Source organism: Flavobacterium sp. OHVDL-2026-0007 (assembly GCF_059882335.1).
On record NZ_CM187612.1, the window covers coordinates 1,946,891 to 1,964,120 of the forward strand.

A 17,230-nucleotide genomic window follows, 5' to 3' on the forward strand; every position below is an offset into this window, starting at 1 on the left:
AACAAATAGAATTAATAAAAAATCCGTCATTAATTTAAAATCCAATCGAATAGACACAAAATTTGAATTTCTATAAATAAAGATTAAATTTGCTTGATTAACTAATACTAACAGAAAATGAACAAAAGAGTTGTTATCGTTTCTGCCGTTAGAACACCTATCGGAAGTTTCATGGGAGGTTTATCTACCGTACCCGCCCCAAAACTAGGTGCTGCCGCTATAAAAGGAGCACTACAAAAAATTAACCTAGACCCTAAATTAGTTGATGAAGTATTCATGGGCCATGTAATACAAGCTGGAACTGGACAAGCACCTGCAAGACAAGCCGCCCTTTTTGCTGGCCTATCTGAGGAAGTTGCTTGTACCACTGTAAACAAAGTTTGTGCCTCTGGAATGAAAGCTGTAATGTTAGGCGCTCAAGCCATCGCTTGTGGTGACGCTGAAATTGTTGTCGCTGGAGGAATGGAAAACATGAGTTTGATTCCCCATTATATGCAACTGCGCAACGGAACTAAGTTTGGTCCTGCTGCCATGCTCGACGGAATGCAAAAAGATGGTTTGACGGATGCTTACGATAACAACGCAATGGGAGTTTGCGCTGATTTATGTGCATCTGAATACAACATTAGCCGTGAAGAACAAGATAATTTCGCTATTCAATCCTACGAAAGAAGTGCAAAAGCTTGGGATGCCGGAAAATTCGATAATGAAATTGTTCCCGTGGAAGTTCCACAAAGACGTGGTGAACCTATCATCGTTTCAAAGGACGAAGAATACACCAATGTAAAACTGGACAAGATTCCATCATTAAGTGCCGTTTTCACTAAAGACGGAACCGTTACTGCTGCAAATGCCTCAACTATAAACGATGGTGCAGCTGCAGTTATTTTGATGTCTGAAGAAAAAGCCATTGCTTTAGGATTAAAACCTTTAGCCTATATAAAAAGCTATGCCGATGCCGCTCAAGAACCAAAATGGTTCACAACAAGTCCAGCAAAAGCATTACCTAAAGCGCTAGACAAAGCAGGAATCACAATTGGAGATGTTGATTATTTCGAATTCAACGAAGCCTTTGCTGTTGTTGGATTAGCCAATTCAAAAATTCTTGGCCTTGATAATGATAAAGTAAACGTAAATGGAGGAGCGGTTTCTTTGGGTCATCCTCTAGGATGTTCTGGAGTACGAATCATCGTGACCCTTTTAAATGTTTTAGAGCAAAACAATGCTAAAACTGGTGCCGCTGCAATTTGCAATGGTGGCGGTGGAGCTTCAGCAATTATTATTGAAAGAGCTTAAATTAATAGTACACCTTAGGAGTTATTTTATTGACAAATAACTCCTAAATTTCAACCCATAAACCACCCTCAATGTTCGGAATTTGCAATCTTGCCATAGTACCCGTTCGATCTGAACCAAGTGACCGAAGTGAAATCGTCACACAATTGCTCTTTGGTGAACATATCGAAATCTTAGAACGTCAAAACCAATGGGCTCGAATAAAAATTCAATACGACGACTATGAAGGTTGGGTAGACTCTAAACAATATCAAGTAATTTCTGAAGCAAACTTTCATCAATTAAGCAATGAAGCCATTATCCTTAATGCTGACCTGATTGACTATATCACTTCTCCTGATAATTTATTACTTCCTATTCCCCTTGGCGCCTCTTTGTCCTTTTTAAACAATAGTGAAATCAACATTTCCAACTTTGATTTCGAAGGAACAAAAACAAGTGGAATCAAACCCAAAAGCGCCTTACTAAATACCGCTTTTATGTATTTAAATGCTCCTTACCTTTGGGGCGGAAAAACGCCATTTGGAATCGATTGTTCTGGTTTTACACAAATGGTTTACAAGTTAAACGGTTACAAAATCCATCGTGACGCCTCACAACAAGCCCTTGAAGGAGAATCCTTAAGTTTTATTGAAGAAAGTGAAGCGGGAGACCTCGCCTTTTTTGACAATGAAGAAGGAAATATTATTCACGTAGGCATCATCATGGATAACAATTACATCATCCATGCCAGTGGAAAAGTACGTATCGACCGTTTAGATCATTTAGGAATTTACAATCCTGAACAAAACAAACACACGCATAAACTTAGAGTGATCAAGAAAATCATCTAAACACAACTTTTCAATCCAATTCTACTGTAATAAAAAGCAAGTCTTTTACTTAAGCACTAATACGAATGCTCTTCCTAAATTCAGATGGGCTATTTCCTCGTTGTTTTTTGAAGAATTTATTAAAGTGACTTTCATCAGTAAAACCAAATTCGTACGCAATTTCATTGATTCGCTTATCACTAAATTGCAAGCGATGTTCAATCAATTTCGTCTTATAGTTGCTAATATATTGCTGCATGGTCTCAGTAGCATGTTTCTTAAAGTAACGCCCTAGATAGGTATTCGAAATTCCAAAATAGGCACTGATCGATTCCGCTTTTATTCGTTCAGGGTAATAAATATTGTTCTGGATATACTGCAAGATATCCATTGCTCTTGCCTCACAGCCGATGTTTACCTGCTCGGGTAAATACTTAGCAATATTTCGCGCCACAATAATAATCAACGTATTGACCAACTGCTGAATCAATTCTTTATTATAAACATCTTTGTCTTGATGTTCACGACAGATCGCTTCAATCATCACTTTTACCAGACATTTATCAGCATCGTTTTTTAAAATACAGCCCGGTTGATGATTCGCGTTCTGCAGTATATACTCCAAACGCTGAATATTTTCATTTTGCAAACTCGAGTCTTTCAAATAAATATCATTAAACCTCAAAAAGAAAAACTTCGTTCGGGTTTCAATGGTGAAATTATGACAATCTTCAGGAGTCAATAAAAACATATGGCCGGCATCATATTCAAAGATATTTTTATTGATGCATTGTGTACCAGTTCCCTCCAAAATGTAAACCAATTCAAAAAAATTATGACGGTCCCCAACATCTGGATACTGCTCTAAAGTCTCAAAAGAAACTGTAAAAGGCTCATATAAATTCTCTTTTTTCATGGTACCCCTCTTTTAATAAGTTGCAAATATACCTAAAAAACACAAATATATACCATTTAACACTCGTAAAAACAGTATAATTTTGCCAAACAAATTTCAACCACTCAAAATAACGAATATGGAATATAGAAAATTAGGCAACACTGAACTTGAATTATCAACCATTACATACGGTGCCTTTGCCATTGGTGGTCATATGTGGGGCGGAAATGAAAAAGCAGATTCTATCGCTTCCCTTCACGCTTCAATCGATCATGGCGTGACCTCAATTGACACCGCTCCTTTTTACGGATTTGGTTTAAGCGAAGAAATGATCGGCGAGGCTTTAAAAACGCAAGACCGTTCTAAAGTACAGCTGTTAACTAAATTTGGCTTGGTTTGGGACCAAGGTAACAATCCTAAAGGTGAATTCTTTTTTGATGCGGAAGATAATGGAAAGAAAATCCCTGTTTACAAATACGCCTCAAAAAATAGCATCATAAAAGAAGTAGAACAAAGTCTTCGACGTCTTCAGACCGATTATATCGATTTATTACAAATTCATTGGCCAGATGCTACAACACCTATCGATGAAACTATGGATACACTTGAAACCTTAATTCAACAAGGGAAAATTAGAGCTGCAGGGGTTAGTAATTATAGTGCTTCTCAAATTCAGCAAGCCCAGCAAACAATCCAATTGGCTTCCAATCAAGTACCCTACAGCATGCTCAATAAAACTATTGAAAGCGACATCATCCCTCTTGCCCTTGCAGAAAACATCGGCATCATCGCCTACAGCCCAATGGAAAGAGGCTTATTAACTGGTAAATATTTTACCGATAGTCAACTAAAAGACAACGATCATCGAAATGGCTATTTTGGTCAGTTTGATCTTCTAAAAGTAAAAACTTTGGTGGAAGAATTGAGTTCACTAGCCAACGCAAAACACATCTCTATCTCACAATTGGTTTTACGCTGGACCACTTTACAAAAAGGAATCACAATAGTACTGGCAGGTGCTAGAAATGCCCAACAGGCTATTTCAAACGCTAAAGCGATGGATCTTGATTTATCTACGTCCGAGATGGATTTTATCAATCAAGCTATTGCTAAATCAAAATAATCTACTGAAAAATTAGCATTATTAAACCATTGTTTTGATGTATACTCATCAAAACAATGGTCCTATATTAAGGATGTTTCCCTTCTAGTCATTAGGTAAAAAGAATGCCTTCACTTCCAGACACAGCGGCATCCGCACACAAAAACACGCACATTATGAAGAAAATTTTTATTATCAACGGCGGGCAAGAATTTGCTCATTCTGGTGGAAAATTCAACCAGACCGTTACCGATTGGACCATTGAATATCTGACCCAAAACCCACAATACGAAGTTAAAACTACCGCTATCCAAGCAGAAATCGATTTAAACCAAGAAGTCGATAAATTCGTTTGGGCAGATCTAATCATCTACCATACACCTGTTTGGTGGTTTCAATTACCCAACTTATTCAAAAAATACATTGATGACGTCTTTACAGCAGGACACAATAAAGGCATTTACAAAAGTGACGGAAGAAGCAGAACAAACCCAGACATTAATTATGGCACCGGCGGACTTTTGCATGGTCGCAAATATATGTTAACCACCTCTTGGAATGCCCCTGCAACAGCCTTTACTCTTCCTGGAGAATTCTTCAACGAAACTAGCGTAGATGATGGTGTAATGTTTGGTTTTCATAAAATGAATAAATTCGTAGGAATGGAAAAACTCAACGGATTTCATTTTCACGATGTCGAAAAAGGTGCTACCTCTGAAAATATTAGTATCTTTAAGAAAGAATACACCCATCATTTAGATCAAATTTTTAAAACCTTATCACTATGATTTCAATTACTGCGACTATAAAGAGTAAAAAAGAAAACATTCAGCAACTCCAAGATTTACTGATTCATTTGGTTAGAGAAACCAGAAAAGAGGCTGCATGTGTGCGTTATGATCTTCATCATAGCGAAAATGTTTTCATTATCTGGGAAGAGTGGAAAGATCAAGATGGTCTTGACTTACATAATAATCAATCACATTTACAAGATTTTATCACTAAAAGTGAATCTTTTGTATCAGCACCCATTCAGGTTTACAAAACAACACAACTTCTTTAAACAGATATACTATACAGCACGCAAATCATAAAGTTATAGTCCACCAACAGGGCTATAACTTTTCATTGTTATAGACTCTTACTTAACAACTCCAAAAGCGTCAAAAACACCAGTTTTATGTGAAATCACGCTCCTTTTAAAACCTGTTTTGGTCAAATTTACAGTAGCAAAAACCTACACAAACAATCTACTTAGCTTCGAGCCACTGCGATCAGATCCCCCCCTTTTATTCGCTTTAAAAAACCAGTTTCGCTGTGTTAAAAAGAGAAAAACTTTAATAACATAGAAGGGCTTAACGCTAACTTTTAAATATCTTAGCAGAAAATTACGTTACCTAATAAAACCAAGTCAAATGTCTGAGCAATCTTCAATTCAATGCCCAAAATGCGGAACCCCAATCGACGTAAATGATGTATTAAAACATCAGTTAGAAGATAGTATACGTAAAGAATTCCAACAAAAAGCCAATGCTCAAACTACAGAATTGGCCCTTAAAAATGAGCAGTTCGAAAAAGCAAAAAGTGAATTTGAAGCCAAAAAGAAACATGAAAACGAACTATTTGCAGAACGTTTAGAGCGTGAGAAAAAAGTTGCCGAAAAAGAAATAACCGAAAAACTAAAAACAAAACTCGACGAAGAGAACAAAGACCGCTTACTTTCTATGGAAAAAGAGCTATCTGAGAAATCTGAAAAACTTCGCGAATTAAATAAAATGGCAGGAGAAATTGCCAAACTTCAGCGTGAAAAACTGGAGATGAAAGAAGCCATAGAAGCCGAAGCTCAAAAACAACTTAATGCTACTTTGGTATTAGAACGTGATAAAATCAGAAAACAAGAAGAAGAAAAAAACGAGCTAAAAATCAAAGAATACCAAAAACAATCTGACGATCAAAAAAAGCTTATCGAAGAGATGAAGCGCAAGCAGGAACAAGGTTCTATGCAATTACAAGGTGAAGTTATGGAATTGGCTATTGAGGAATGGCTAGCCAATAATTTTCCCTTAGATACTATTGACGAAATTAAAAAAGGAGCTAATGGAGCCGATTGTTTACAAATAGTAAACACCCGAGAATTACAAAATTGTGGTTCTATCTACTACGAAAGTAAACGTACCAAAGCATTTCAACCCGCATGGATTGAAAAATTCAAAAATGATATCCGAACTAAAAGAGCCAATATTGGTGTCCTTGTAACCGAAGTTATGCCAACGGGAATGGACCGAATGGGGATGCGTGATGGCATCTGGATTTGTACCTATGAGGAATTCAAAGGGCTAAGTGCCGTTTTACGACAATCTTTAATACAGGTAAGCCAGGCAGTTCAAGCACAAGAAAACAAAGGCGACAAAATGTCTATGCTGTATGATTTTTTAACCAGCAATGAATTCCGTCTACAAATAGAGGGTATCGTAGAAGGTTTTACGCAAATGCAAGGTGATTTAGATGCCGAAAAAAGAGCCATGCAACGTATTTGGAAACAACGCGAAAAACAAATTGAAAAAGTGGTTCACAATACTTTAGGAATGTATGGATCAATTCGTGGGATTGCTGGAAACGCTGTACAAACCGTTAGAGCATTAGAACTTGACTTCATAGAAGACGAACCCGTTAGAGAAGAATTAGAATAAATACTTCGACCCCGCTCAGCTGACACTTATACAAGAGTCTCAACTGAGCGGAATGGAAGGTCCATTGTTTAATCCACTTTCTTAAAAACCAAAAGTTTCCCTGAAGGATTTGAAAGGGTCAATTTATTATTCCCAACAGCGTAGGTGGTGGTGCTTTGCAATGCCTGGACAAATTCATCTTCTTTATTAGCAGGAGCACAAGCCATAAGCGTAGAAATCACTTGGGTAAACCTTAATAAATCTTTTTCATAAAAGATACTTCCACTAATATGATTACAACCTCCAAAACCACTGAATCGATTTTCTGTGGCATTAATTTCAATTCTTGGTAATTCTCTTTGGAAATCCGTAGTCGTTATTTTCTTTCCATTCAATTCTTCCAAGACCCAAATATCATACAAACGATAGTCGGTTATATATTTACCACAGCCTTCCAACAATTTAGCTGTAGCCTCAACCTTACTTTTAATTTCAATACTCACCTTATAAGGCGACATCTCACCTGACATCGAATCCTGACAGTCGCTTTGCATAATAGTTACCGTTGCAGTAGTGGTGGCGTTACTAAGTCTATACATCTTTACATTAGCATCCATTGCTCGAATAGGCTCTACCGCCCCAAAACTAAGACTCTCCTTCCCTTCTATCATCGAAGTAAAAACAACCCTATCCTTACCCATTTTCAATCCCCAAAAAGGCTCGTTTCCCGTAGCTTTAAAAAAAATGGTCATATCCTCTTCTTGCGTATCAGTTGTAGAAGTTGGTTCTTTTGTATCAGGACTTTTAGTTGCCGCTGTTTTACAACTAATTATCAAAAATGTCAATAACAGTAAGCAAAGTACTTTTTTCATGTAGTTAATTTTTAAAATGAATTTGTTTTGAAAATCAAATCTAAAACTAAGCCAAACTTGAAGTGATTTTTAAAATACTTATTTAGATCTCATTCAAATATAAGAAAAATAACACTATTTTAAAAAAAATGCCACTATCAAAAAAGTGACCGAATACCGCACTACTTATACCATTACGCTTAAATACGTATCTCTTGCCATCATTTTTCTAACAAAAAAACATTTACCATACGTATTTTAATAAGTACAAATACTTATATTTGCGTAGTAATACTTAATTAAAGAAATCATGATTAGAGTAATAGTAGTTGGAAACGGCATGGTTGGTTATAAATTTTGCGAAAAATTCATTGCAAAATCAGGACAAGAAAAGTATCAAATCACTGTATTTGGTGAGGAACCCAGGCGTGCATACGACCGCGTTCACTTAAGCGAATACTTCGGAGGTAAAACTGCTGATGATTTATCACTATCCACAAGTGAATGGTACTTAGAAAACGGTATTACGCTCAATACGTCAGAATTAATCACTGATATCAATCGAGAAGAAAAAACAATTCATACGCATTTAGAAAAAATCCATACGTACGATTACTTAGTTCTTGCAACTGGATCCTCTGCATTTGTACCTCCTATTGACGGAGTCGAAAAAGAGGGTGTTTTTGTTTACAGAACCATCGAAGACTTAGATGCGATTATGGCCTACGCCAAAAAAATAAAACAAAAAGGAGCCACAGAAGCTGCCGTTTTAGGAGGAGGCTTACTAGGTCTCGAAGCAGCAAAAGCAGTTCGCGATCTAGGATTAAATCCGCAGGTCGTTGAATTTGCACCCCGTTTAATGCCCAGACAATTAGATCAAGGCGGAAGCGATATGCTACAAGCTAAAATAGAAGAACTAAATATTGGAATTCACCTGAACAAAGCCACACAATATATCGATGGAAAAGAATGCATAACGGGAATGATGTTTGCCAATGAAGAATTGTTAAAAGTTGACATGTTGGTTATATCTGCCGGAATTAAACCTCGCGACGAACTAGCACGCGTTTCTGGACTTGAAGTTGGTGTACGAGGTGGCGTTGTGGTAAACAATCAGATGCAAACATCAGATCCTTGTATTTATGCCATTGGCGAAGTAGCCCTTTACAATCAGAACATTTACGGACTTGTTGCTCCAGGTTACGAAATGGCCGAAGTAGCTGCTGAGCAAATCTTAAATGGTTCTAAAACCATGAGAGCCTCCATCGATATGTCAACACAATTAAAATTAATTGGTGTTGAAGTTGCGAGTTTTGGTGATCCTTTCATCGAAAATGACACAGTAACGGCCATCATTTATGAAAATAAATTAAGTGGTATATACAAAAGAATCAATGTAACAAAAGATTCCAAAACCTTATTAGGAGGGATTCTAGTGGGGGATTCTAGTGACTACAACTCCCTTTTTCAGATTTACAGCAATGCCATGGCTTTACCTAAAAATCCAGAAGATTTGATTTTAGGCTCTAGAGATGGTTCTGAAGGCTCCAGTTTAGGAAGCGTCTTAGACTTGCCTGATACGGCCGTTATTTGTTCTTGCGAAAACGTCACCAAAGGCACTATTTGCTGCTCGCTTTTAGACCAAAGTTGTGCTGATTTTTCAGATGTTGTCAAACATACCAAAGCAACTTCTGGATGTGGAGGCTGTAAACCCATGGTTTCTGATTTAGTAAAAGCCACTCAAAAATCATTAGGAAAAGAAGTTAAAGATGTTATTTGTGAACATTTTCAATATACCAGACAAGAATTATTCGACTTAGTAAAAATCAATAAATACGAGAATTTTTATGAAGTAATCGATCATCATGGTAAAGGTGATGGTTGTGAAGTTTGCAAACCAGTAGTTGCTTCCATTTTTTCTAGTATTTACAACGATACTGCCAATAAACACGTTACTACACAAGATACGAACGATCGATTTTTGGCCAACATTCAACGAAACGGCACATACTCAGTTGTTCCAAGAGTTGCCGGTGGAGAAATTACAGCCGAAAAACTAATTGTCATAGGAGAAGTGGCCAAGCAATTTGATTTATATACCAAAATTACTGGCGCTCAACGTGTGGATTTATTTGGCGCACATTTGAATGATTTACCTAAAATCTGGAAAATATTAATTGACAATGGTTTTGAAAGCGGCCATGCCTATGGAAAATCGCTTCGTGCGGTAAAAAGCTGTGTCGGAAACGCCTGGTGTCGCTACGGAATGGATGACAGTTCAGGATTTGCTATCGAATTAGAAAACAGATACAAAGGTATTCGCTCTCCACATAAATTAAAAGGTGGAGTTTCAGCCTGCATTCGTGAATGTGCCGAAGCCCGCGGAAAAGATTTTGGTCTAATTGCTGTTGAAGGTGGTTGGAATTTATATATCGCTGGAAATGGTGGAGCCAACCCAAAACATGCCGTTTTATTAGCTGAAAAAATTGACAAGGAAACCGTGATCAAATACCTAGATCGCTTTTTAATGTACTATATCCGCACAGCTGGCCCGTTAATTAGAACAGCAACCTGGTTAGATAAATTAGAGGGTGGTTTAGAATATCTGAAAGAAGTAATTCTGGAAGATAGTTTGGGAATTTGCGAAACACTTGAAGCTGAGATGCAAACTCTAGTCAATACTTTTGAATGCGAGTGGAAACAAGTATTAGAAAAACCAAGGTTATTAAAACGTTTCAATCATTTTGTGAACTCTGAAGACAAAGATGACAATGTGGTTTTCGTTCCATTACGAGATCAAAAAATGCCAAAAGCTTGGTCTTAAAAGACTCCAAAAAAGAAAAAAAATATCGTTAACGTTTGCTGTCCTCTTACCCTCTTTTTTACTGCGCCATCAACTCTCTTGATTGTAAAAAGAGGGATAAGAACAGAAATAAAAATAAAATCAAAATGGAAGAAATTTTAAATCAATATGCAACGGTACATCCAAACGATGCTACAATTTGGTTCAAAGCTGGTAAAATAGAAGATTTTCCAACCAATCGTGGCGGTTGTATCAAATACAAAAACAAACAAATTGCTATTTTCAATTTTACACGCACTAACCAATGGTACGCTTGTCAAAATGCTTGTCCGCACAAAATGGAAATGGTATTGGCCAGAGGAATGACAGGATCAACAGATGATATTCCGAAAATTGCCTGTCCTATGCATAAAAAAACATTCTCCTTAGTTGACGGTTCAAATTTAAATGGAGAAGACGATTTGAAAATTGCGACTTACCCCATTAAGATCCTTGAAAACGAAGTGTTCGTTGGCTTTATAGATTAATTATGTATATTTGAAATCTATATCTTACCAAAAAATGAAGACACCTTTTCAAAAAGCCAGCGAGTGGATTGATGCCGAAAACGCTCAGGATCCAAACATCGAAATAGATCAAAATCAAGAATATCCGAAAGAATTACTATATTCAAACAGGATGTATGAAAAACTGATGCAATTTGAGCCAGAGGCTTCAGAAGAAGTTCAGATTGCTTCAAAAGCGCAACATATTTGTCGATGGAAAGTAGCTCGAGAATCGTATCCAATGGATCGAGTAGGTTATTTAAAATGGAGAGAAGATCTTAAAAGATTCCACGCCAAAATCGCTTCCGAAATTTTAGAAAAAGCAGGCTACAATCCAGAATTTATTGCCAGAGTTTCCTTTTTAATTGAAAAGAAATTACTAAAAAAGGATACTGAAACCCAATTACTCGAAGATGTTATTTGCTTAGTATTTTTAGAATACTATCTAGACCCTTTTGTACACAAACACGATGAAGAGAAATTAAAAAACATCATCAAAAAAACTTGGGATAAAATGTCTGAAAAAGGACATCAGGAAGCATTAAAAATCAACTACACTGAAGAAAACTTAAATTTGATAAAAGCTTCTTTGGGGTTGTAATCAAATTTTTTATGAAAAAAAGCAATCAGGAAGCTGCAGATAAAATTACTTTCAAAAATTTACGCCGTTGGTATTTTTTTGCACTTTGGACTATTGCCATAACCATTATTTTAAGTCAAATATTGGTTCAATACAATTTAAAACAACAATTAAGCGATTCAAAAATTATCAATATTTCCGGCAAACAAAGAATGTTAAGTCAGAAAATTGTGAAAGAAGTTTTGATCTTAAATTATGTTGTTGATGCAGCTAAAAAAGAAGAAATAGTACATTTAAAAAGCGTTTTATCGCTTTGGAAAAACAATCAAAATGCCTTACAAAATGGCAACGCTACTTTGGCTTTTCCAATAGAAAAAAGTAAAACCTTATCTAAATTATACTTGGAAATAAAACCAAGTTTCACCAGTATCGCAGATGCTACCGATTTATTTCTTTTAAACTTAGCACAAAAAAACAGCTTCGACACCAATCAAAAACTAGTACAAACTATTCTTAAAAACGAAAGCTTTTTTCTTTCGAAAATGAATCAAATTGTAAGTCAGTACGATATCGAAGCCCACGAAAAAGTTACCCAACAACGAAAAATAGAATATTGGATTTTTGCCTTTACTCTATTTATACTGCTGCTGGAGTTTTTCTTTATTTTTAAACCAACCAACAAAAAAATAGAAAAACTGTTTTCCCATCTTTTATCTTCCGAAAAGAAAGCTTTAAAACTGGCTTACGATACAGAAATCATAAGTGAAATTAAGGAAAACTCCGTTAAAGAATTAAAATCACTGAACTATGCGATGGAAAATACGTTGCTTTATTGCCGTATTGCTCCTGATGGTTCTATTATCCATATTGGAGAGAAATTTGCCAAACTTCTAAATTACACCAAGTTTTCATCCAACAAAAAATTCTCTGAAGTTTTAACTACAGATGAAAAAGAACAACTTATTGTTGATCGCATTATATCTGAGAAACATCGCAGTGGTTGGCAAGGAGAAATCAAAATCATCAATAAAGAAAATCAAACGATTTGGTTAGATTTATCGATGGTTCCCGTTACGATTAAAAAAGAGGAATCAGAGCTTTTAATTATTTGTTTCAACATTACTGAGCGCAAAAAAGCACAAAAAGAAGTCGAGCGTCTTAATTTGGAAAACAGTACGGAAAAAATCAATCAACAAAAGATTATTTCAAGCAGGATTGTAGAAAATCAAGAAAACGAACAAAACCGCATTGCCAAAGAAATTCACGATGGAATTGGTCAAATGCTTACCGGTTTGAAATTTAGTTTAGAAAGTATCAATCTGGATGATAAAGAAAAATCGGCTCAAAAAATCGAATACCTAAAAAAATTATCACTTGATATTATCAAAGGAGTTCGTACAGCAACTTTTAATTTAATGCCTCCGGAATTGAGCGACCACGGAATCGTTTCTTCGCTTGCAAAACTAGTACAAGAACTTTCTAAACTAACTGGAAAAGAAATCCTTTTCTTCAATAAAACCGATTTTGATCAACGTTTAGATTCTTTAATCGAAATCAATATTTATCGTTTAGCGCAAGAAGCCATTAACAATGCTATCAAATACGCTGAATCCTCACATATTATTGTTCAACTTTCCCATAGCGAGACTTTGTTGAGTGTTATTATTGACGATAACGGAAAAGGGTTTGATATACATGCTGTAGATCAAAAACGAAACAGCGAATCCGGAATGGGATTATTGTTTATGAAAGAACGAATTCAGTACATAAACGGACGCGTTTTCATTAATTCAATACCTGGTGAAGGAACTAGGATTACTTTTAATATTCCTATTTAAGACTTCAGTACTATATCAATTTGATAATTCGATCATCTGTTGATCGATTAATTCTTCCTATTTCCTAATTACACATTTTCCAATTGATCGCGTTTCAAATTCAAAAAATACGTATCTTAGCCACATATTTATAGATGAATATACGTAAAAATTCAGAATCAAAATTAAGTAAACCATGAGTAATAATATTCGAGTAGTTCTAGCAGATGATCATGTATTTGTAAGAGATGGAATAAAATCATTACTAGAAAATGAAGCAAACATCGAAGTTGTAGGTGAAGCTATTGATGGCGCCGATGCTCTTGAAGTCGTGGCAACCAACAAACCCGATTTACTTATAGTAGATATTCGTATGCCTAACTTAACGGGTATCGAAGTAGTAGAAAAACTTAGAAGTGATAATAACAATGTAAAAATTATCATGCTGTCGATGCACGAATCTGAAGAATATGTATTAAAATCAATTAAAGCCGGAGCAGATGGTTATCTACTAAAAGGTTCCAGTAAAGAAGAATTCTTAAAAGCCTTACATACGGTTGCTGCAGGTGGTAAATATTTTAGTGGCGATATCTCCTCTATTTTAATTAATCAACTGACCAGCTCTTCCGTTTCATTAGAACCTAAACTAAATTTAGGCGAAGAAATGATGATTACCAAAAGAGAAAAAGAAATCCTAACGCTGTTGCTGTCTGGAAAAGGGAATAAAGAAATCGCCGAAGCCCTTGAAATCAGTAAACGTACTGCCGAAGTACACCGCTTTAACTTAATGAAAAAGCTAAAAGTAAAGAACCTTATGGAACTTTCGAACAAAGCGGCTGAATATTCATTACTTTAAAAATACTACGTATAATTACGTAAATATTTTCTAAAAACTGCGTTTTAGCAGCTTTAAACTACGTTGTAGTACTTATTTTTGATAAAAATTATAAGTACTATGAACACTACAAACTCATTATCGCAATCACACAAGATTTTATTTTTGAACACACTTGCTTTTACAGTGTGTTTTGCCTGTTGGACATTAAATGGAGTTCTCGTAACTTTTTTAGTTGATAACGGAATTTTTCATTGGAGCGTTGTCCAAGTAGGTTGGCTACTCGGAATCCCTATCCTAACAGGTTCTATTATGCGCTTGCCAATTGGCATTCTTACAGATAAATATGGAGGTAAATATGTATTCTCGCTTTTACTCCTACTCTGCTCGATTCCACTGTTTTTACTCCCTTTCGCCGATAGCTTTTTTATGTTTGCCTTATTAAGCTTTCTATTTGGCATGGTCGGAACGAGTTTCGCAGTGGGAATTGGATATACTTCGATTTGGTATCCAAAGGAATGGCAAGGACGTGCTTTAGGAATCTTTGGAATGGGAAATGCCGGAGCTGCGATTACCACTTTTCTAGCGCCCTCATTATTAAATCATTTCTCGATTGATGATCCTCAAAATGGCTGGAAAATACTTCCCATTCTATATGCTGTTGCTTTGGTTGTAATCGGAATTGCTTTTTTAATTTTTGCTACCAACAAAAAGATTGAAAACAATACTAAAACCGTTTCGCAAATGCTTCAATCTTTAAAATGTGCCAGAGTTTGGCGCTTTGGAGCCTACTACTTTTTGGTTTTTGGCTGTTTTGTTGCCTACTCACAATGGTTGTTGCCTAATTTCATGAATGTCTACCAAACGAGCTTAGTTATGGGTGGATTATTTGCCACACTTTTCAGTTTACCATCCGGTGTAATCAGAGCTTTTGGAGGATATCTATCTGATAAATTTGGTGCTCGAAAAGTCATGTATTGGGTTTTGAGTTCTTCTGTAATTTTAAGCGCTTTATTAATGATTCCAAAAATGGAAATCACCACAACTGGCCCTGGTGTTTTAGCCACTAAAAAAGGAACCATAACATCCGTTTCAAATGAAAAAATTAAAATTGGCACTACCGATTTTGTCGTAGCTCAGAAAAAAGAAACTGATGCCGAAAATACTATTTTCCCCACCAAAACTTCCTGGCAACAAGTTGTAGTTGAACAAAACCAAACGGTGAAGAAAAAAGAGCTTTTAGCCCAGGGAATCACAGTTATTAAATTTGATGCCAATATGTGGGTTTTTCTTGTATTAGTAATTCTAATTGGAATTTCTTGGGGAATTGGTAAAGCAGCAGTTTACAAACACATACCCGAATATTTCCCTACCGAAGTTGGTGTTGTTGGCGGAATGGTTGGAATGATTGGCGGTTTAGGCGGTTTCTTCGGACCTATTATTTTTGGCTATTTATTAACTGCTACGGGAATTTGGTCCAGTTCATGGATCTTCATTTTACTTCTTTCAGCAATTTGCTTGATTTGGATGCATTATACCATTACCAAAATCATGAACGAAAAACAACCCCTTTTAGCAAAAGTAATGGACAGACAATAAGTTAATACAACTAAAAAACAATCCGTAAACATGATTTTCATTCCAAATCATAAAGCCTTTTGCATACAAACACCCCCCGATTAAAAAGAATCAAATTATGAAAATTCTAAAAACAATTCTATCCTCACTAACACTCTGTATGAGCTTTGGCCTTCAGGCTCAAGAATTAGATGTTCATGTACAACTTAGACCTCGCTTTGAATACCGAAACGGATATAAAACACTTTTACCTAATGGTCAAGAAGGCAGTTCGCAGATCTCACAGCGTTCTCGATTAAATTTCAATTACAAACAAGAGCATTTAACTACAAAATTGACTTTTCAAAACACCAGAACTTGGGGAGATGTTCCCACTGCGACTCTCGCAGATAAAAATGGTCTTGCCGTTTTTGAAGCTTGGGCACAATATGATCTTACCGAAAAATGGAGCGCAAGAATGGGACGTCAAGTTCTTTCGTACGACAATCAACGCATTATGGGAGAAATGGATTGGGCACAACAAGGACAAAGTCATGATGCGTTAATGCTAAGTTATCACCCTAAAAATCATCAATTAGATATGGGAGTAGCTTACAACTCCAATGCCGAAAATACCCTTCAAACACCCTATACCGTTTCTAATTACAAGGCTTTGCAATATGCATGGTACCATACCACTTTTGATAAATTAGGACTGAGTTTATTGGTACTAAATACGGGCTATGAATATGCCAACACAGCTACTAAATTATTGATCGATTACAAACAGACTTTTGGAACGTACCTAACGTACAAAACCAAAAAAACAGACAGTAATTTAGGGCTCTACGCTCAAACTGGAAAAAGTACAGATAAACAAGTGAGCGCTTGGCATGTCGGAGCAAATTTTGGATACAATATCACCGACTCCTTTAAAGCTGGTTTAGGCTATGAATTCTTATCCGGAAAAGACATGAATGACGGAAGTACAACGATCAAATCATTCAATCCAATTTTCGGAACCAATCACGCTTTCAATGGTTATATGGATTATTTTTATGTGGGGAATCATTTGAATAGTGTTGGTTTGCAAGATGCCTATTTGAAGCTGAATTACAATATTAAAAAATGGCAATTTGTTTTGATTCCGCATGTTTTCTCAGCGCCAAACAAAATACTTAATCCTTCCAATGAAAAACTTGATTCTTATTTAGGAACTGAGGTGGACTTTACCGCTGCATTTAATTTCAAAAAAGACATCACTTTAACTGGAGGTTACTCTCAAATGTTTGGTTCTAAATCTTTAGAATTTCTAAAAACAGGAGATGCTGGTCATACAAACAATTGGGCTTGGCTAATGATTTCTGTAAATCCAAGAATTTTTAGCTGGAAGAAATAGACTCAAAAAAACCTTTTATAATTTGCCCTTTTTCTATTTTGGATAAAGGGCTTTTTTTACAGCCTA

15 protein-coding genes are annotated in these 17,230 nt (G+C 36.0%); 13 read left to right on the top strand and 2 right to left on the bottom strand.

The genetic code is table 11. The annotated features are described in order from the left end of the window. Positions 1-117 precede the first annotated feature (117 nt). Positions 118-1,296 (top strand): acetyl-CoA C-acyltransferase, encoded by a 1,179-nt coding sequence (locus AC51AA_RS07450; protein ID WP_500705269.1) that lies wholly within the window; start codon positions 118-120, stop codon positions 1,294-1,296. Positions 1,297-1,367: 71 nt separating this feature from the next. Further along, complete coding sequence (locus AC51AA_RS07455) at positions 1,368-2,129, top strand: C40 family peptidase (RefSeq protein ID WP_500705271.1); 762 nt, start codon at positions 1,368-1,370, stop codon at positions 2,127-2,129. Positions 2,130-2,178: 49 nt separating this feature from the next. Here AC51AA_RS07455 and AC51AA_RS07460 read toward each other — a convergent pair whose 3' ends face one another. After that, positions 2,179-3,024: an AraC family transcriptional regulator gene (locus AC51AA_RS07460; protein ID WP_500705272.1), complete on the bottom strand. Its 846-nt coding sequence runs from the start codon at positions 3,022-3,024 to the stop codon at positions 2,179-2,181. 118 nt (positions 3,025-3,142) lie between these two features. Here AC51AA_RS07460 and AC51AA_RS07465 point away from each other — a divergent pair, with 118 nt between their 5' ends. The 4 genes from AC51AA_RS07465 to AC51AA_RS07480 all read left to right on the top strand — a co-directional run bounded on the left by AC51AA_RS07465 (position 3,143) and on the right by AC51AA_RS07480 (position 6,798). Continuing rightward, the gene (locus AC51AA_RS07465; RefSeq protein WP_500705274.1) at positions 3,143-4,129 is read left to right on the top strand and encodes an aldo/keto reductase; all 987 of its coding nucleotides are present in this window, start codon (positions 3,143-3,145) and stop codon (positions 4,127-4,129) included. Between the two features lie 155 nt (positions 4,130-4,284). Beyond that, the gene (locus AC51AA_RS07470; protein ID WP_500705276.1) at positions 4,285-4,896 is read left to right on the top strand and encodes an NAD(P)H-dependent oxidoreductase; all 612 of its coding nucleotides are present in this window, start codon (positions 4,285-4,287) and stop codon (positions 4,894-4,896) included. Further along, a complete protein-coding gene (locus tag AC51AA_RS07475) occupies positions 4,893-5,171 on the top strand; it encodes a putative quinol monooxygenase (RefSeq protein ID WP_500705278.1) in 279 nt (92 codons plus the stop codon). The genes AC51AA_RS07470 and AC51AA_RS07475 overlap by 4 nt, the downstream gene beginning before the upstream one ends. Before the next feature lie 352 nt (positions 5,172-5,523). Beyond that, positions 5,524-6,798 carry a DUF2130 domain-containing protein gene (locus AC51AA_RS07480; protein WP_500705280.1) on the top strand — a complete coding sequence of 425 codons (1,275 nt, stop codon included), beginning with the start codon at positions 5,524-5,526 and terminating at the stop codon, positions 6,796-6,798. A 68-nt stretch (positions 6,799-6,866) separates the two neighbouring features. On the opposite strand, the gene AC51AA_RS07485 is transcribed toward AC51AA_RS07480, so the two are convergent. Continuing rightward, positions 6,867-7,649 (bottom strand): META domain-containing protein, encoded by a 783-nt coding sequence (locus AC51AA_RS07485; RefSeq protein WP_500705282.1) that lies wholly within the window; start codon positions 7,647-7,649, stop codon positions 6,867-6,869. Between the two features lie 289 nt (positions 7,650-7,938). Here AC51AA_RS07485 and nirB point away from each other — a divergent pair, with 289 nt between their 5' ends. The 7 genes from nirB to AC51AA_RS07520 all read left to right on the top strand — a co-directional run bounded on the left by nirB (position 7,939) and on the right by AC51AA_RS07520 (position 17,164). After that, positions 7,939-10,452, top strand: a complete 2,514-nt coding sequence (gene nirB, locus AC51AA_RS07490) for a nitrite reductase large subunit NirB (RefSeq protein ID WP_500705284.1) — start codon at positions 7,939-7,941, stop codon at positions 10,450-10,452. A gap of 125 nt (positions 10,453-10,577) precedes the next feature. Continuing rightward, positions 10,578-10,958, top strand: a complete 381-nt coding sequence (gene nirD / locus AC51AA_RS07495) for a nitrite reductase small subunit NirD (protein WP_500705286.1) — start codon at positions 10,578-10,580, stop codon at positions 10,956-10,958. A gap of 34 nt (positions 10,959-10,992) precedes the next feature. Then, a complete protein-coding gene (locus AC51AA_RS07500) occupies positions 10,993-11,577 on the top strand; it encodes a DUF4202 domain-containing protein (protein WP_500705288.1) in 585 nt (194 codons plus the stop codon). Positions 11,578-11,588: 11 nt separating this feature from the next. Then, positions 11,589-13,394, top strand: coding sequence for a sensor histidine kinase (locus AC51AA_RS07505; protein ID WP_500705290.1), 1,806 nt, complete (start codon positions 11,589-11,591; stop codon positions 13,392-13,394). A gap of 175 nt (positions 13,395-13,569) precedes the next feature. Next, positions 13,570-14,229, top strand: coding sequence for a response regulator (locus tag AC51AA_RS07510; RefSeq protein WP_500705292.1), 660 nt, complete (start codon positions 13,570-13,572; stop codon positions 14,227-14,229). Positions 14,230-14,328: 99 nt separating this feature from the next. After that, positions 14,329-15,807: an MFS transporter gene (locus AC51AA_RS07515; protein ID WP_500705294.1), complete on the top strand. Its 1,479-nt coding sequence runs from the start codon at positions 14,329-14,331 to the stop codon at positions 15,805-15,807. A gap of 97 nt (positions 15,808-15,904) precedes the next feature. Continuing rightward, positions 15,905-17,164, top strand: coding sequence for an alginate export family protein (locus tag AC51AA_RS07520; RefSeq protein WP_500705296.1), 1,260 nt, complete (start codon positions 15,905-15,907; stop codon positions 17,162-17,164). Positions 17,165-17,230 lie beyond the last annotated feature (66 nt).

What these genes read in the sequence shown, in the direction of transcription:
- AC51AA_RS07505 (WP_500705290.1), top strand. Translation starts at nt 11,589, where the DNA reads ATGAAAAAAAGCAATCAGGAAGCTGCAGATAAAATTACTTTCAAAAAT.
- AC51AA_RS07450 (WP_500705269.1), top strand. Translation starts at nt 118, where the DNA reads ATGAACAAAAGAGTTGTTATCGTTTCTGCCGTTAGAACACCTATCGGA.
- AC51AA_RS07515 (WP_500705294.1), top strand. Translation starts at nt 14,329, where the DNA reads ATGAACACTACAAACTCATTATCGCAATCACACAAGATTTTATTTTTG.
- AC51AA_RS07520 (WP_500705296.1), top strand. Translation starts at nt 15,905, where the DNA reads ATGAAAATTCTAAAAACAATTCTATCCTCACTAACACTCTGTATGAGC.
- AC51AA_RS07480 (WP_500705280.1), top strand. Translation starts at nt 5,524, where the DNA reads ATGTCTGAGCAATCTTCAATTCAATGCCCAAAATGCGGAACCCCAATC.
- AC51AA_RS07475 (WP_500705278.1), top strand. Translation starts at nt 4,893, where the DNA reads ATGATTTCAATTACTGCGACTATAAAGAGTAAAAAAGAAAACATTCAG.
- AC51AA_RS07465 (WP_500705274.1), top strand. Translation starts at nt 3,143, where the DNA reads ATGGAATATAGAAAATTAGGCAACACTGAACTTGAATTATCAACCATT.
- nirB (WP_500705284.1), top strand. Translation starts at nt 7,939, where the DNA reads ATGATTAGAGTAATAGTAGTTGGAAACGGCATGGTTGGTTATAAATTT.
- AC51AA_RS07510 (WP_500705292.1), top strand. Translation starts at nt 13,570, where the DNA reads ATGAGTAATAATATTCGAGTAGTTCTAGCAGATGATCATGTATTTGTA.
- nirD (WP_500705286.1), top strand. Translation starts at nt 10,578, where the DNA reads ATGGAAGAAATTTTAAATCAATATGCAACGGTACATCCAAACGATGCT.
- AC51AA_RS07485 (WP_500705282.1), bottom strand. Translation starts at nt 7,649, where the DNA reads ATGAAAAAAGTACTTTGCTTACTGTTATTGACATTTTTGATAATTAGT.
- AC51AA_RS07455 (WP_500705271.1), top strand. Translation starts at nt 1,368, where the DNA reads ATGTTCGGAATTTGCAATCTTGCCATAGTACCCGTTCGATCTGAACCA.
- AC51AA_RS07460 (WP_500705272.1), bottom strand. Translation starts at nt 3,024, where the DNA reads ATGAAAAAAGAGAATTTATATGAGCCTTTTACAGTTTCTTTTGAGACT.
- AC51AA_RS07470 (WP_500705276.1), top strand. Translation starts at nt 4,285, where the DNA reads ATGAAGAAAATTTTTATTATCAACGGCGGGCAAGAATTTGCTCATTCT.
- AC51AA_RS07500 (WP_500705288.1), top strand. Translation starts at nt 10,993, where the DNA reads ATGAAGACACCTTTTCAAAAAGCCAGCGAGTGGATTGATGCCGAAAAC.